At 40.5% G+C, this 16,856-nt stretch carries 9 protein-coding genes and 9 pseudogenes; 15 read left to right on the plus strand and 3 right to left on the minus strand.

Features of this window, described 5'->3' with window-relative positions:
• The first annotated feature begins 196 nt into the window (after positions 1 to 196).
• The 8 genes and pseudogenes from pstS (at position 197) to E3U36_RS08810 (ending at position 6,784) form a co-directional block, all read left to right on the plus strand.
• A pseudogene (pstS, locus tag E3U36_RS08775) lies at positions 197 to 1,234 on the plus strand (phosphate ABC transporter substrate-binding protein PstS).
• A 96-nt stretch (positions 1,235 to 1,330) separates the two neighbouring features.
• Entirely contained in the window at positions 1,331 to 2,287 is a 957-nt protein-coding gene (gene pstC, locus E3U36_RS08780) for a phosphate ABC transporter permease PstC (protein WP_180816276.1), read from the plus strand.
• Positions 2,274 to 2,891, plus strand: a pseudogene (locus tag E3U36_RS08785) (ABC transporter permease subunit); the annotation flags it as partial. The gene pstC and the pseudogene E3U36_RS08785, both read left to right, overlap by 14 nt.
• 75 nt (positions 2,892 to 2,966) lie before the next feature.
• Complete coding sequence (locus tag E3U36_RS08790; RefSeq protein ID WP_180816277.1) at positions 2,967 to 3,890, plus strand: IS5 family transposase; 924 nt, start codon at positions 2,967 to 2,969, stop codon at positions 3,888 to 3,890.
• Positions 3,891 to 3,943: 53 nt separating this feature from the next.
• A pseudogene (gene pstA / locus E3U36_RS08795) lies at positions 3,944 to 4,237 on the plus strand (phosphate ABC transporter permease PstA); the annotation flags it as partial.
• A gap of 38 nt (positions 4,238 to 4,275) precedes the next feature.
• Positions 4,276 to 5,052 carry a phosphate ABC transporter ATP-binding protein PstB gene (gene pstB / locus E3U36_RS08800; RefSeq protein ID WP_180817602.1) on the plus strand — a complete coding sequence of 259 codons (777 nt, stop codon included), beginning with the start codon at positions 4,276 to 4,278 and terminating at the stop codon, positions 5,050 to 5,052.
• A 14-nt stretch (positions 5,053 to 5,066) separates the two neighbouring features.
• Positions 5,067 to 5,786 carry a phosphate signaling complex protein PhoU gene (gene phoU, locus E3U36_RS08805; protein WP_180816278.1) on the plus strand — a complete coding sequence of 240 codons (720 nt, stop codon included), beginning with the start codon at positions 5,067 to 5,069 and terminating at the stop codon, positions 5,784 to 5,786.
• 163 nt (positions 5,787 to 5,949) lie between these two features.
• A pseudogene (locus tag E3U36_RS08810) lies at positions 5,950 to 6,784 on the plus strand (transporter substrate-binding domain-containing protein).
• An 82-nt stretch (positions 6,785 to 6,866) separates the two neighbouring features.
• Here the strand turns inward: E3U36_RS08810 and E3U36_RS08815 are convergent.
• Positions 6,867 to 7,790: pseudogene (locus tag E3U36_RS08815) on the minus strand (IS5 family transposase).
• Positions 7,791 to 7,909: 119 nt separating this feature from the next.
• Between E3U36_RS08815 and E3U36_RS08820 the strand changes: the two are divergent.
• The 7 genes and pseudogenes from E3U36_RS08820 (at position 7,910) to hemN (ending at position 14,314) form a co-directional block, all read left to right on the plus strand.
• Positions 7,910 to 8,646 (plus strand): annotated as a pseudogene (locus E3U36_RS08820) (amino acid ABC transporter permease).
• 1 nt (position 8,647) lies between these two features.
• Positions 8,648 to 9,382, plus strand: a pseudogene (locus E3U36_RS08825) (amino acid ABC transporter permease).
• Positions 9,383 to 9,613: 231 nt separating this feature from the next.
• Positions 9,614 to 10,942 carry an NCS2 family permease gene (locus tag E3U36_RS08830; RefSeq protein WP_180816280.1) on the plus strand — a complete coding sequence of 443 codons (1,329 nt, stop codon included), beginning with the start codon at positions 9,614 to 9,616 and terminating at the stop codon, positions 10,940 to 10,942.
• A 267-nt stretch (positions 10,943 to 11,209) separates the two neighbouring features.
• Positions 11,210 to 11,404, plus strand: coding sequence for a GTPase-activating protein (locus E3U36_RS13265; protein ID WP_180817603.1), 195 nt, complete (start codon positions 11,210 to 11,212; stop codon positions 11,402 to 11,404).
• A gap of 85 nt (positions 11,405 to 11,489) precedes the next feature.
• Positions 11,490 to 12,413 (plus strand): IS5 family transposase, encoded by a 924-nt coding sequence (locus E3U36_RS08840; RefSeq protein ID WP_180815966.1) that lies wholly within the window; start codon positions 11,490 to 11,492, stop codon positions 12,411 to 12,413.
• Positions 12,414 to 12,474: 61 nt separating this feature from the next.
• Positions 12,475 to 12,672, plus strand: a complete 198-nt coding sequence (locus E3U36_RS08845; RefSeq protein ID WP_238337437.1) for a GTPase-activating protein — start codon at positions 12,475 to 12,477, stop codon at positions 12,670 to 12,672.
• A gap of 268 nt (positions 12,673 to 12,940) precedes the next feature.
• Positions 12,941 to 14,314: an oxygen-independent coproporphyrinogen III oxidase gene (hemN, locus tag E3U36_RS08850; protein ID WP_180816281.1), complete on the plus strand. Its 1,374-nt coding sequence runs from the start codon at positions 12,941 to 12,943 to the stop codon at positions 14,312 to 14,314.
• A 45-nt stretch (positions 14,315 to 14,359) separates the two neighbouring features.
• On the opposite strand, the pseudogene glnG reads toward hemN, so the two are convergent.
• Positions 14,360 to 15,787, minus strand: a pseudogene (glnG, locus tag E3U36_RS08855) (nitrogen regulation protein NR(I)).
• Positions 15,788 to 15,796: 9 nt separating this feature from the next.
• Positions 15,797 to 16,836: pseudogene (gene glnL / locus E3U36_RS08860) on the minus strand (nitrogen regulation protein NR(II)).
• Positions 16,837 to 16,856 lie beyond the last annotated feature (20 nt).

Below are 16,856 nucleotides of genomic sequence, written 5' to 3' on the forward strand. Positions count from 1 at the left end.
TTGATTTTGAAAATTTATTATATCGATATATAAGGCTATATTTTTAAATAAATTGATTATTTATTTAACAGTCATAAAACTGTCATAAATAATACATCTTTCTGTCATCTAACTAACCTATTTTTTCCTCGTATTTTTTAACTCGCTACAATTAACAGAGTAATTTGTTTCTCTTTCATCTCAAATAGGAGAGATTATGAAATTGATGCGTTCTATCATCGTTAATATCATAGCCATGTTTTCTTTGACGGCCATGTCAGCTTTTGCGGCAACAAGCCTTACTGGCGCTGGTGCCACATGTCCCGCGCCAGTTTATGCAAAATGGGCAGATAGTTACCAAAAACAGACCGGCGATCAGATTAACTACCAGGGGATGGGTTCATCCGGTGGGGTAAAACAGATTATAGCTAAAACGGTCGATTTCAGTGCTTCAGATGCGCCTTTAAGTGATGAAAAACTCAATCGAGAAGGACTCATTCAATTTCCAACTGTGATTGGTGGTGTTGTTCCAACAATCAATATTTCAGGTATTCAATCTGGACAATTGATATTAGATGGCAAAACATTGGGTAACATTTATTTAGGTAACATTAAAAAATGGAATGACCCAAAAATTGTTGAATTAAATCCAGGTTTAGCATTGCCAGCACAAAATATTACCGTTGTTCGCCGTGCTGATGGTTCATGAACGACTTTTGTTTTTACCAGTTATCTGGCTAAGGGGAATGCTGATTGGAAAAGTAAGATTGGCACGGGTTCTACGGTTAGATGGCCAACTGGCATTGCTGGAAAAGGTCATGAAGGTGTTGCTGCCTTTGTTCAGCGTCTGCCTGGTGCTATTGGCTATGTAGAATATGCTTACGCTAAACAGAACAAATTAGCTTATACCAAATTAATTTCTGCTGATGGAGAAGCGGTGTCGCCAACAGCCAGTAGTTTTAGTGCCGCTGCTAAAAAAGCTGATTGGACTAAAACCTTTGCACAAGATCTGACTAATCAGGTAGGCAAAAATTTCTGGCCAATTACTTCTGCTACTTTTATTTTATTACATAAAGAACAAAAAAATATTGAGAAGGCGAAAACAATATTCGCCTTCTTTGACTGGGCATACGATAAAGGCGCTGAACAGGCTAAGGCTTTGGCTTATGCTACCTTGCCGAACGAAGTTGTGGCCCATATTAGGGCGGCATGGAACAGTAATATAAAAGACGCTAATGGTAATTCTGTATATTGAATTGAGTGTGGCATCAGCTGATAGCAAAAATCGCGCTCTATTATAAATGAACGATTATCCACTTGTTATATAAGGGGATTAAAATGAGAAAAAACAATGGCTGAGAAGTTAACGACATATAAAGCACCGGGAAAAAAAGGTGATATTATTTTTGGTGCTCTCGTTAAACTAGCTGCACTAATTACACTGTTAATGTTAAGTGGAATTATTATTTCTTTGATTATTGCATCGTGGCCAAGTATCAAAAAATTTGGCTGTTCTTTTCTTTGGTCAAAGGATTGGGATGTTCCTGCCCAGGAATTTGGTGAGTTAGTGACCATTTATGGCACGGTAGTAACGTCGTTAATTGCATTGATCATTGCAGTGCCTGTCAGTTTTGGCATAGCTTTATTCTTAACAGAATTATCACCAAATTGGTTAAAGCGCCCGTTAGGTATTGCGATTGAATTATTGGCGGCCATACCTAGTATTGTTTATGGCATGTGGGGATTGTTTGTTTTTGCGCCACTATTTGCCACTTATTTTCAAGAGCCGATTGGTAACGTTTTGGCAGGTATACCAATTATTGGTGAATTATTTTCAGGCCCGGCTTTAGGTATCGGCATTTTAGCTGCTGGCGTGATCCTGGCAATTATGATTATTCCTTATATTGCTTCAGTGATGCGGGATGTTTTTGAACAGACCTCAGTTATGATGAAAGAATCTGCTTATGGTATTGGCTGCACGACTTGGGAAGTTATCTGGCATATCGTATTGCCCTATAAGCGTAATGGTGTGATCTGCGGTGTGATGTTAGGGTTAGGGCGAGCTTTAGGGGAAACAATGGCAGTCACTTTCATTATTGGTAATACTTATCAGCTAGATAGCTTTTCACTTTTCATGCCAGGAAATAGTATTACCTCTGCGTTGGCAAATGAGTTTGCTGAAGCGGAAAGTGGATTACATACCGCTGCATTAATGGAGTTAGGCTTAATTTTATTTGTTATTACTTTTATCGTGCTTGCGTTTTCTAAATTGATGATTATGCGTTTAGCCAAAAATGAAGGGCGCTAACATGGTGACGGCAGATACAACAAAAACTATTGATATTAAACAACGTCAACGTCGTCAGGCATGGCGGAGACAAAAAAATCGGATTGCACTGTTGCTCTCGATGATCACCATGGCATTTGTTCTGTTTTGGTTAATTTGGAGCTTATTTACAACGTTAACCAAAGGGGTTGAAGGCATGTCCTGGAGTTTATTTACTGAAATGACGCTACCACCAAATTCTACCGGTGGTGGATTAGCCAATGCGATTGTAGGTAGTGGTTTGCTGGTTTTATGGGCTACGGTGTTAGGCACACCCCTTGGCATTATGGCGGGTATTTATTTGGCTGAATATGGACGTCTTTCTTGGCTGGCAGAAATAATTCGTTTTATTAATGATATTTTGCTGTCTGCGCCATCAATTGTGGTTGGATTATTCGTTTATATGATTATCGTTGCCAGAATGCAGCATTTTTCTGGTTGGGCAGGTGTTATTGCTCTGGTCTTGTTACAGATCCCGATTGTTATTCGAACAACGGAAAATATGCTAAAACTGGTGCCAGATAATTTACGTGAGGCAGCTTATGCTTTAGGTGCACCAAAATGGAAAATGATTTTATCAATTACCGGCTTTGTTGAATAAATCGAACTTTTAGGTGATTGGCGGAGCTGATCGCTAAATTCGTTTCAACATCAGGTCCCCATGGCAAAGCAAAAGTTTAAAATTACCAACTGGCCCGCGTACAACAAGGCACTCAGACAACGCGGTTCCCTGACGGTCTGGCTTGATGAGTCGGCCATCGCTGGATGGACTGACAGTTCTTCGCCTGAAGGTCGTGGCCGGCCGCTTTACTACAGCGATATGGCTGTTACCACTGTCCTGATGATGAAGCGTGTGTTTAACCTGTCGCTACGGGCATTACAGGGCTTCGTTGATTCGATTTTTAAACTCATGTCTTTGCCGCTGTGCTGTCCGGACTACTCGCTGGTCAGCAGACGAGCAAAGAGCGTCAACATCAGCATAAAAACGCCAACGCGTGGTGAAATCTCGCATCTGGTCATCGACAGTACCGGTCTGAAGGTCTTTGGCGAAGGTGAATGGAAAGTCAGGCAGCATGGGGCTGACAGACGAAGAGTGTGGCGCAAGCTTCATCTGGCAGCAGACAGTGTGACTCATGAGATTATCTGTGCCGACTTATCGCTCAGCGGAACGACAGATGCGCAGGCACTGCCGGGCCTTATTAACCAAACCCACCGGAAAATCAGGGAAGTGTCAGCAGACGGTGCTTATGACGCCTGTTACTGCCACGACGCGTTGCTAAGAAAGAAAATCAGGCCCCTTATCCCGCCGCGAAGCGGAGCGAAATACTGGCCGGACAAGTACCATGAACGTAACCATGCAGTGGCGAATCAGCGTCTGAGCAGGAGTAATGATATGTGGAAAAAGAAAGTGGGTTATCACCGGCGTTCAGTGGCAGAAACAGCAATGTTCCGCATAAAAACTTTGCTGGGTGGCCATCTGAGGATGCGTGACTATGAGGCTCAGGTAGGTGAAGCAATGGCGATGGTCAAAGCGCTGAACCGTATGACGTTGTTGGGTATACCACACAGCGTCAGGATCGGATAACAGGTGTAGCAGAGGGAGCCATCCTGGCGGCTAATTCTGATTTATTCAACAAAGCCTCAATTACCTTAAAAGCGTCTGTTTCAGGGATTATTACCGGAGTATTACTCGCCATTGCGAGAATTGCTGGTGAGACTGCGCCTTTGTTGTTTACTTCACTTTCCAATCAGTTCTGGAGTACAGATCTCAGTGAACCGATTGCTAATCTTCCAGTAACCATATTTAAATTTGCGATGAGTCCATTCTCAGAATGGCAGCAATTGGCTTGGGCAGGTGTTTTATTGATTACTTTATGTGTTTTGTTAATCAATATCTTAGCGCGTGTATTATTTGCCAAGAAAAAATATTAGTTCTTTAGTAACAGATGACAAACTTAAGAGACAAATTGATGATTAAAGTTAATGACATGGCAGAAGGTAAAATTCAAGTTCGTGACTTGAATTTCTACTATGGCAAATTCCATGCGCTAAAAAACATTTCATTAAATATTGCAGAGAATAAGGTAACGGCTTTTATTGGTCCTTCAGGCTGTGGTAAATCTACCCTGTTACGTACATTTAATAAGATGTTTGCGCTTTATACTGAGCAGTATGCTGAAGGTAAAATTTTGGTGGATGGCACTAATATTTTGACCGATGAACAAGATATTGCGTTATTGCGCGCCAGAGTAGGTATGGTTTTTCAAAAACCAACACCATTTCCGATGTCAATCTATGACAATATTGCTTTTGGGGTGCGTTTATTTGAAAAACTTTCTCGCGCTGAAATAGATGAACGTGTTCAATGGGCGTTAACTAAAGCTGCCTTTTGGGATGAAACGAAAGATAAACTTTCGCATAGTGGCTATAGTTTATCAGGCGGTCAGCAGCAACGGTTGTGCATTGCTCGTGGCATCGCGATCCGGCCAGAAATATTACTATTAGATGAGCCTTGTTCAGCACTTGACCCTATCTCAACAGGACGTATTGAAGAGTTGATAAGTGAACTGAAATCGGAATATACCGTGGTAATGGTCACACATAATATGCAGCAAGCCGCACGTTGCTCCGACTATACAGCATTTATGTATTTAGGTGAGCTGATTGAATTTAATAATACAGATACTTTGTTTACCACACCTACAGTAAAACAGACTGAGGATTATATTACTGGCCGCTACGGTTAATATAGGGTATTATAATGGATAATCTAAATTACAACAAACATATTTCTGGCCAGTTTAATGCTGAGTTGGAGCATATTCGCACTGAATTAATGAAAATGGGTGGGTTGGTAGAAGAGCAACTTAAAAATGCCATTGAAGCTTTACATAACCAAGATCAGAATTTGGCAAAAAAAGTGATAGAGGATGATCAAAAAGTCAATATTATGGACGTGGCGATTGATGAGGCTTGTGTGCGCATTATTGCTAAGCGGCAACCGACTGCCAGTGATTTACGTTTAATTATGGCGATTTCAAAAACCATTGCTGAGCTTGAACGTATTGGTGATGTTGCTGATAAGATTTGTGAGGTTGCGTTGGAAAAGTTTTCTGAGCAACATCAATCGTTACTTGTTAGTCTGGAAGCTTTAGGCGGGCATACTATTCAAATGTTACATAATGTGTTGGATGCATTTGCCCGTATGGATCTGGATGCGGCAATTGGCGTTTATCTTGAAGATAAAAAGGTTGATGAAGAGTATGAAGGTATTGTTCGCCAACTGATGACTTATATGATGGAAGATCCTCGCACGATTCCTAGTGTATTAACAGCGTTGTTTTGTGCGCGCTCTATTGAGCGAATAGGTGATCGTTGCCAAAACATTTGTGAATTTATTTTCTATTATTTAAAAGGGCAAGATTTCCGGCATTTAGGTGGGGATTTTGTAGAAAAAATGCTAACTAAGGGTGGTCATTAACGCGCATTTCAGCGATTATTGAATGATTATTTTTAGCTCATGGTTATTCCTTTTTGGAATAACCATAGATTTTTATATTATTTCATGTTCTAACTGTGAATTGATAATTTGACTCTAATAAACATAAATATACAAAAATTTGACAGTACAAGGTAATAGTGAAATGAAATTCAATCTTATTGCAACTGTATTATCTGTCACATTAGCATTGGTTACCGGGTTGGCAAAAGCAGATAAATTGGAAAGTATCAAAAAAGCCGGTGTGGATCCGTATTGCTGTTTTTGATAGTAATCCTCCCTTTGGTTTTATTGATGTTAAAACTAAAAAATTGGTGGGTTATGATATTGATATTGATATTGCAGAAGCGATTGCTAAAGATTTTGGTGTTAAATTAGTATTGCGTCCAACTAATCCAGCGAATCGAATACCGCTATTGACAGCAGGTAAAGTGGATCTGATTGGTGCTAATTTTACCATCACCAACGAACGTGCTAAACAAGTTGAGTTTTCAATTCCTGATTTTGCTACTGGGCAGAAATTTATCGCACGTATTGGGGTATTAAAAATGGCTGATGATATTATTCCTTTGCGTATCGGTGCAGATAAAGGAACCGTGCAGGAAATTACTCTACGTGAACGATATCCTAATACTAAAGTAATATCTTACGATGACACCCCGCCGCTTGCTTTTGCTGCATTACGAAATGGTAATGTACAAGCTATTACGCCAGATGATGCCAAACTGATTGGTGTATTGGGTAACTTACCGGCAAAAATTAAAGCAGATTATGAGATCTCACCTTTTAGTCTTACACGTGAATATCAGGCATTAGCAGCGGCTAAAGGTGAAACGAATTTGATTAAAGCGGTAAATAATACTTTATTGAAATTAGAAAAAAATGGTCAGGCAGAAATAATTTATAATCGTTGGTTTGGTCCAGAAACTAAAGCAGCACTACCTCGTGGTGATTTTAAATTTGCACCATTAGAAAAGTAAAAAGATATTATTTTTAATAAAAATACGGCTTTGTTGAATAAATCAGAATTAGCCGCCAGGATGGCTACCTCTGCTACAGCTGTTATCCGATCCTGACGCTGTGTGGCATACCCAACAACGTCATACGGTTCAGCGCTTTGACCATCGCCATTGCTTCACCTACCTGAGCCTCATAGTCACGCAGCCTCAGATGGCCACCCAGCAAAGTTTTTATGCGGAACATCGCTGTTTCTGCCACTGAACGCCGGTGATAACCCACTTTCTTTTTCCACATATCATTACTCCTGCTCAGACGCTGATTCGCCACCGCATGGTTACGTTCATGGTACTTGTCCGGCCAGTATTTCGCTCCGCTTCGCGGCGGGATAAGGGGCCTGATTTTCTTTCTTAGCAACGCATCGTGGCAGTAACAGGCGTGATAAGCACCGTCTGCTGACACTTCCCTGATTTTCCGGTGGGTTTGGTTAATCAGGCCCGGCAGTGCCTGCGCATCTGTCGTTCCGCTGAGCGATAAGTCGGCACAGATAATCTCATGATTCACACTGTCTGCTGCCAGATGAAGCTTGCGCCACACTCTTCGTCTGTCAGCCCCATGCTGCCTAACTTTCCATTCACCTTCGCCAAAGACCTTCAGACCGGTACTGTCGATGACCAGATGCGAGATTTCACCACGCGTTGGCGTTTTTATGCTGATGTTGACGCTCTTTGCTCGTCTGCTGACCAGCGAGTAATCCGGACAGCACAGCGGCTAAGACATGAGTTTAAAAATCGAATCAACGAAGCCCTGTAATGCCCGTAGCGACAGGTTAAACACACGCTTCATCATCAGGACAGTGGTAACAGCCATATCGCTGTAGTAAAGCGGCCGGCCACGACCTTCAGGCGAAGAACTGTCAGTCCATCCAGCGATGGCCGACTCATCAAGCCAGACCGTCAGGGAACCGCGTTGTCTGAGTGCCTTGTTGTACGCGGGCCAGTTGGTAATTTTAAACTTTTGCTTTGCCATGGGGACCTGATGTTGAAACGAATTTAGCGATCAGCTCCGCCAATCACCTAAAAGTTCGATTTATTCAACAAAGCCTAAAAATACCTAAATGAGTGCTTCATCATAAATAGGTTGCATAAATGTTTGAACATTTTTTCTCTAGCCAGCTATTAACCCCTGAATATCTTGATTGGATTTGGCAGGGCTTGCTCATTACTATTTGGATCTCATTTTGTGCCATAGTCGCCTCAACCCTGCTAGGGTTTGTGGTCGTTGCTGCTATAGATAGCCATACCGTATTTTTGCGTTGGTTAGCAATTAGTTATATTTCACTATTTCGTAATACGCCATTATTAATACAGCTTTTTTTTGGTACTTTGCTGCTGGAACGATATTACCAGAATCAGTTATGCAATGGCTAAATACACCACATCAGCTGGCTATTCTCGATATTAATCTCGCATGGCCATCATTTGAATTTTTGGCAGGTGTGATTGGCTTAACTCTCTAATCTACGCCTTTTATTGCTGAAGAATTAAGAGCCGGTATTTATGGTGTAAAGCAAGGACAAAAATTTGCTGCATTAGCATTAGGTTTATCTGGCTGGCAATCCATGCGTTATGTGGTTTTACCCCAAGCGCTAAAAATCGCAATGTCGCCTTTATTGGGGCAGTATATGAATATTGTAAAAAATTCTTCCCTAACTATGGCAATTGGTGTTGCGGAGCTTTCTTATGTTGCTCGTCAGATTGAAAGTCAAAGTTTACAAACCTTTACGGCGTTTGGTGTGGCGACAATTCTTTATATTGCCATTATTGCCCTGATGGAAGCTTGGGGACAATGGCGTCAGCAGCGTCTATTAATAAAGGGATATTAACATGGATTTTACAGTGATTGCTGAAAATTGGCGCTATCTGTTATTTGGTACATTTCCTGATGGCCCTTTAGAAGGTGCAGCACTGACTCTGTTAATAAGTTTATTAGCAGGAATTATCTCTATTTTTCTCGGTATTGCTGGTGGAATTTCATTGGCGATGTTAAATGGTTGGTCGGCAAATTTACTGGCAGCTGTGTTAGGTTTTTTTCGGGCTATACCTGTCATCATGTTAATTTTCTGGAGTTACTTTTTATTACCTGTTTTACTAGGTACGGATATTCCTGAATTGACGACCGTAATTTGTGCTTTAGCTTTGATCACATCAGCTTATTTAGCCCATGGAGTAAAAGCAGGTATTTTGGCTATAGGTCAAGGGCAATGGCAAGCGGGGATGTCGCTAGGTTTTACCCGTTGGGCGGTATTGTGGAATATTATATTGCCACAAGCGTTACGGATTATGATCCCCTCTTTTATTAATCAGTGGATTGCATTAATTAAAGATACTTCATTGGCTTATATTGTGGGAGTGGCAGAATTATCATTTTTAGCCACTCAAATAAATAATCGAGAAATAATTTATCCAATGGAAATTTTTCTATTTGTTGCTTGAATCTATTTCATTATGTGTTTTTCACTTGAGCTGATAGCAAATCAAATCTTACGTCGTTTAGAAAAAAATCGGTCGTCACAGGCTCTATTATCAGGCAAGCAACCAAATCAGTTGGTTTGTTTCTAGTGCCTTTTTAGAGGTAAGTGAAAGATTGGTAACATGAGTGGTTGATTCGTTGGTATTTATATCACTCTCTTTTTGATTCCACGAAGCCTTATTTCAACGTAATGACTGTGTTGAATATTCATTCGCATAATTATGTCAGATATTGTTTTCCTTTTTCTGTTTTATAATTAACTATTTGGATTAATTTTATTGTAGGATGGAGCAAAAAAACTTTTTTATTAGGCTAAATATATGAACAAAACAGATCCGATCAGACGACAGAGTCTGCTTCAGCGCATGTTTAAATTACATGAACATGGCACGACAGTTCGAACAGAAATCATTGCCGGATTGACGACGTTTTTGACAATGGTTTATATCGTTTTTGTTAACCCACAAATTCTATCAATGGCGGGAATGGATATTAAAGCTGTTTTTGTCACTACCTGCCTGGTTGCAGCGTTAGGTAGTATTATGATGGGGCTCGTCGCCAATTTACCGGTTGCTGTTGCTCCTGCGATGGGATTAAATGCCTTTTTTGCTTTTGTCGTTGTTGGTGCTATGGGCTATTCCTGGCAAGTGGCTATGGGAGCAATTTTCTGGGGAGCAGTTGGTTTATTTCTTTTAACACTTTTTCATATTCGCTACTGGATCATTGCGCATATCCCTTTAAGCTTACGGGTTGGTATTACCAGTGGTATTGGTTTATTTATTGCCATGATGGGATTGAAAAATGCTGGCATAATTGTTGCTAATCCAGATACCTTGGTGGCGATTGGTAATTTTTCTCAATCGAATGTGTTATTGGGGATCTTGGTATTTTTTATCATTGTCGTGTTAGCGGCGCGCAATATTCATGCTGCGGTGCTTGTTTCTATTGTGATCACCACGCTGATTGGGATGATTATCGGTGATGTCCAATATAATGGTGTTTTTGCGCTACCACCTAGCATCATGACGGTTGTTGGACATGTTGATATGATTGTCTCATTAGATATTGGTTTGTCTGGCATTATTTTCTCTTTCATGCTGATTAACCTGTTTGATTCTTCAGGAACCTTAATTGGTGTTACCGATAAAGCGGGTTTGGCTGATAAGACAGGTAAATTTCCGCAGATGAAACAGGCGCTTTATGTTGATAGTTTAAGTTCGGTCGCAGGCAGCGCAATGGGAACATCTTCAGTAACTGCCTATATTGAAAGTAGTTCTGGAGTTGCGATAGGTGGACGTACTGGATTAACCGCAATTGTGGTTGGCGCGCTATTTTTATTAACAATTTTTATTTCACCGCTAGCTAATATGGTACCCGTCTATGCAACAGCTGGTGCACTGATCTATGTTGGTGTCTTAATGACATCGAGTATAACACGTGTTGCGTGGCATGATTTAACCGAGTCAGTACCCGCTTTTATCACAGCGGTTATGATGCCTTTTAGTTTTTCCATCACTGAAGGTATCGCGTTAGGTTTTATTGCTTACTGTGTCAGGAAAATAGGAACAGGACGGTGGCGTGAAATTGGTTTGGCAGTCGTTATTGTTTCGCTGTTATTTATTGCAAAAATTATTTTGGTTGATGTGTAATAGCATTGATAAATAACTGAATAATTTATTTACATTACTTCGATAATTATTATATCGAAGTTTTTATTTATTCTAATTTTACCGTATCTAGTATAAGTCATCCACATATCATATTATTGTGTTAAATATAGAATTGAAAATCAGCAATGAGAGAAAACCCGTTATGTCGGAGCATAAGAAAAAAGCAGCTAATAAGATGAAAAAAAATCGTGAATAGCTAAACTTAGCCAGTCGTGAACGAAAAAAACAGAAAAAAAGCACGGCCATATAGAAGGTAGTCGTTATCAAGAAAGATCTAATGCACAAAATAACAATTATCCATCAATGGATAAAGATCCGCGCATTGGTAGTAAGAAACCGATCCCTCTACTCATAGATGCTAAAGAAGAAAAAGCCTTAAATACCAACAAGCAAAAAATAAACAAGGTAGAAAAATCAATATTATCACCCGCAGAAGAGTAGGTATTATTGGGGCTTTGTTGAATAAATCGAACTTTTAGGTGATTGGCGGAGCTGATCGCTAAATTCGTTTCAACATCAGGTCCCCATGGCAAAGCAAAAGTTTAAAATTACCAACTGGCCCGCGTACAACAAGGCACTCAGACAACGCGGTTCCCTGACGGTCTGGCTTGATGAGTCGGCCATCGCTGGATGGACTGACAGTTCTTCGCCTGAAGGTCGTGGCCGGCCGCTTTACTACAGCGATATGGCTGTTACCACTGTCCTGATGATGAAGCGTGTGTTTAACCTGTCGCTCCGGGCATTACAGGGCTTCGTTGATTCGATTTTTAAACTCATGTCTTTGCCGCTGTGCTGTCCGGACTACTCGCTGGTCAGCAGACGAGCAAAGAGCGTCAACATCAGCATAAAAACGCCAACGCGTGGTGAAATCTCGCATCTGGTCATCGACAGTACCGGTCTGAAGGTCTTTGGCGAAGGTGAATGGAAAGTCAGGCAGCATGGGGCTGACAGACGAAGAGTGTGGCGCAAGCTTCATCTGGCAGCAGACAGTGTGACTCATGAGATTATCTGTGCCGACTTATCGCTCAGCGGAACGACAGATGCGCAGGCACTGCCGGGCCTGATTAACCAAACCCACCGGAAAATCAGGGAAGTGTCAGCAGACGGTGCTTATGACGCCTGTTACTGCCACGATGCGTTGCTAAGAAAGAAAATCAGGCCCCTTATCCCGCCGCGAAGCGGAGCGAAATACTGGCCGGATAAGTACCATGAACGTAACCATGCGGTGGCGAATCAGCGTCTGAGCAGGAGTAATGATATGTGGAAAAAGAAAGTGGGTTATCACCGGCGTTCAGTGGCAGAAACAGCGATGTTCCGCATAAAAACTTTGCTGGGTGGCCATCTGAGCCTGCGTGACTATGAGGCTCAGGTAGGTGAAGCAATGGCGATGGTCAAAGCGCTGAACCGTATGACGTTGTTGGGTATGCCACACAGCGTCAGGATCGGATAACAGCTGTAGCAGAGGGAGCCATCCTGGCGGCTAATTCTGATTTATTCAACAAAGCCTATTATTGGAAAATGATGAACGTCTGGCCCCGTTATTAACTGATCTTGAAGAAGGTAAAACATTGGCCAAAGATGAAATGACTTATGTCGATAGTAAATTGGATCGCATTGATACTTTACTAAAAATAGTTGGTATTGAGCTTGATGACGAAGAAGATGATGATAAACCAGATGATATTATGCGGCTTTTAAAAGGGAAGTAAGCATTGTTTGTTTCAACTATTTAATAGTAAAAATGGGTGTTACTGCCTAATAAAATAGTAATATTTATTACTGATTAATCATAAATAATTTATTAATAATTATCTTTGATTATCAATATTACTGATCTTAAATAGTTTGATTAATTGGATGATTATTCCATTTACATCATCTTATGATAATATCTCATCAGTTAAGATAGTGGCAGCAAATACAGTAATGTGAGTCTGGCTATAAGATAGCAGATAGTTATTATTGAAGGATAAAAATATGTCAGAGCAGGGTATTATTTGGGATCTTTCCCTCATTCAAAAATATAACTATGCTGGGCCCAGATATACCTCTTATCCTACTGCGTTAGAATTTAATCAACACTACAGTGATAGTGATTTTGCTATTGCTGCCAGTCGCTATCCTGACAGACCGCTGTCTCTTTATGTACACATTACGTTTTGTCATAAACTGTGCTATGTCTGTGGCTGTAATAAGTTGGTTACTCGTCATAAACATAAAGTAGATAACTATCTGCTGATTTTAGCAAAAGAGATCATAGAACAAGCGAAATTATTTACTAATCGTACTGTTACCCAAATGCACTGGGGCGGTGGGACACCAACCTATTTGAGTAAATCCCAGATCAGCCAACTATTGGCAATGTTGAAATCACAGTTTCATTTTGCCACTGATGCCGAAATATCAATTGAAATTGATCCGCGAGAAATAGAATTGGATGTTATTGATCACTTGCGCTACGAGGGTTTTAACCGCTTGAGTATGGGCGTACAGGATTTTAATAAACAGGTACAGCATTTAGTTAACCGCCAGCAGGATGAAGATTTTATTTTCGCTTTGATTCAACGAGCCAGAGGCACGGGGTTTATTTCTACCAGTATCGATTTGATTTATGGTTTACCGAAACAGACAGCGGAAACGTTTGCTTTTACTTTAGAGCGAGTATTAGCCCTTTCGCCTGATCGTTTAAGTGTGTTTAATTATGCCCATTTACCGGCTCTCTTTGCTGCACAACGCAAAATAAAACCGCAAGATTTACCGACAGCGGAACAAAAACTGGCTATTTTGCAGCAAACGATTTTCACCTTAACACAAAATGGTTATCAATTTATTGGTATGGATCATTTTGCTAAACCTAACGACGAACTGGCTATTGCACAACGTAATGGGGTTTTACATCGTAATTTTCAGGGCTATACCACTCAGCAAAACTGTGATCTACTCGGACTTGGCGTGTCAGTAATTAGCATGTTAGGCGATCATTATGCACAAAATCAAAAAGATTTAAGCGCCTACTATCAGGCCATTGAAAATCATCAACATGCATTGTGGAAAGGTTTATCTTTGACACAGGATGACTGTATTCGACGTGATGTCATCAAAACTTTGATCTGCAATTTTCATTTAGATTATGGTCAAATTGAAGATTGCTATCAGATTGATTTTAAAAATTACTTTTCTGCAGATTTACAGTTATTACAACCGATGATAGCAGATGGTTTGGTGATTGTTGGTCAAAGACAGCTACAAATTACCCCTAAAGTCCGATTATTAATTCGTAATATATGTATGTGTTTTGATATTTATTTGCGCAACACAATGCGTCAATGCCAATTTTCACGTGTGATTTAGTTGGTTACAGAGAATAGTCTAGCTGTACATTTCAGCTCTTTTTTACTACTCGATACCAAATTCTTTCAATTTACGCGTAATAGTATTTCTCCCCCAGCCGAGTAAGCGAGCGGCTTCTTGTTTATGGCCTTTGGTATGGATTAAAGCGCATGCAAGCATTGTACGTTCCATCTGCGGTAAAACTTCCTGTAGTAAATTCTGTTTATTATTTTCGAGGGCGGTTTTTGTCCAATTGGCAAGTGGATCAAGCCATATTTCGTTATTTGCCGCAGGTTTCTTTTTAGGCGAATAGAGAAATTGTTGATTTTGTTGCAAATCGCTTGGCAGATCTTGCGGCAATATCACTTGGCTGGAAGACATAACTGTAAGCCAACGACAGACGTTTTCTAACTGGCGTACATTACCCGTCCAAGGTAAAGACATTAAGATAATTTCTGTCTGTGGTGCCAAAATTTTGATCTCGACGCCAAGTTCTTGTGCTGTTTGGCGTAAAAAATGGCTGGCCAAATGTGGAATATCTGCAGTCCGTTCACGCAATGGTGGAAGCGGAATGCGGATCACATTGAGGCGATGAAAGAGATCTTCTCTAAATTTTCCTTCTTGTACTAGTTGCTCAAGGCATTGATGGGTTGCGGCAATAATACGGACATCAACTTTAATCGGTGTATAACCACCAACCCGATAAAACTGGCCTTCTGCCAATACGCGTAAAAGGCGAGTTTGTATATCAAGTGGCATGTCACCAATTTCATCGAGGAAAAGTGAACCACCATGCGCTTGCTCGAAGCGCCCTTGCCTGACCTGACTGGCGCCAGTAAAAGCGCCTTTTTCATGGCCAAATAACTCAGATTCAATCAGATCTTTAGGGATAGCCGCCATATTTAACGCAATAAAAGGCCCTGCTGCTTTAGGACTATGGCGATGAAGTGCATCCGCAATTAACTCTTTACCAGTGCCTGACTCACCATTAATAAGTACACTAATCGAGGAGCGGGATAAGCGACCGATAATTCGATAAACTTCCTGCATGGCTGGTGCTTCACCAATAATCTTGGTGACAGGAGCGGCCGAAAAAGAATTTGATCCACGACTCGATTGTTGATTGCGATAATAATTAAGTGCGCGTTCAACCAACGATATCGTTTCGTCAATATCAAAAGGTTTTGGCAAATAATCAAAAGCACCTTGTTGATAGGCATTAACTGCGGTATTGAGATCTGAATGGGCAGTCATAATAATAATCGGTAATTTAGGATGACTTTGTTTAAGTCTTGTCAGTAATTATAATCCATCGTTTTCTGGCATATGGATATCAGAGATTAAAACATCCGGACAGGTTTTCTCTAATGCAGTCAGTACACTTTGAATATCTTCAAAACTGCGACATTCCATGTTGGCATTATTTAACGCTCGTTCTAAAACCCAACGAATGGCATTATCATCATCAATGATCCACACCGTAACTTTTTGCATATCAGTTACCTAATTCTTAATAGGAAGATAAATCGAAAATTGTGTATCGCCAGTCCAACTGGAAAATTCGATCCTGCCAGCATGCTGATCAATAATATTTTGTGCAATTGAGAGTCCTAAACCATTGCCACCTTTACGATGACTGACCCTTGGATAAAACAGCGTGTCTTGTATTTGTGACGGGATGCCTGGACCATTATCTTCAATATCGATCCGGGCAGCAAGTCGATACGTTTTTCCATGTAATGTCACTCGAAATGCGGTGCGAGTCCGTATAATCAAGGTTCCGCCGTTTTCTTCCATTGCTTGTATCGCGTTTTGGCTTAAATTGAGTAATACCTGTTCAATTTGTTCCGGATAGTGTGCAAATTCAGGTAAACTGGGATCATAGTCTTTTATTAGTTTAATATTTTCCGGTAGTGTCAGTGATATTAAATGGTAAGTACGCTCAACAACTTGATGAATATTCTGTTTTGTTTTTGCGCCAGGATGTTGGGGTCCAAGTAGACGATCAACTAAATTACGCAAGCGATCGGCTTGCTCAATAATAACTTGGGTATATTCCAACTGATTAGAATTAGAAAGGGTTTTGCCTAACAGCTGAGCTGCTCCACGTAAACCACCTAATGGATTTTTTATCTCATGAGCTAAGGTACGGATTAACTCACGTGATGCGCTTTGTAATGATTGTTCTTGATCTAAACGGCGATGGTGATTGACTGGCGAAAATTCTAACAAAATAAAGCATGGTGAAATGGGCTGCGCACTGATAGTCACGATATAAGAGTGATTATTAATAACCAGAGTAACGTCATTATCGGTAAAGCTTAGATTTGTTTTTATTTTTTTTGCATTAAATCCATATTAAGCGAACAATAATCAAACAGTACTGGTAGCGGTGTACCTAGTAATTTTCTTGGGCTAGCTAAAAAAAATTGGCGGCTAGCATGATTAGCGTAATGGATAATGAGTTCATTATCGAGTAATAGAATATTATGCAATAAACAATCTAAAATATGATCGCCAATTGGTAAATTATCAATTTTCACTTGGTCTTACTCCTGCACCT

Origin of the sequence: Arsenophonus endosymbiont of Aphis craccivora (assembly GCF_013460135.1) — a bacterium.
GTDB classification, from domain to species: Bacteria; Pseudomonadota; Gammaproteobacteria; order Enterobacterales; family Enterobacteriaceae; genus Arsenophonus; species Arsenophonus nilaparvatae.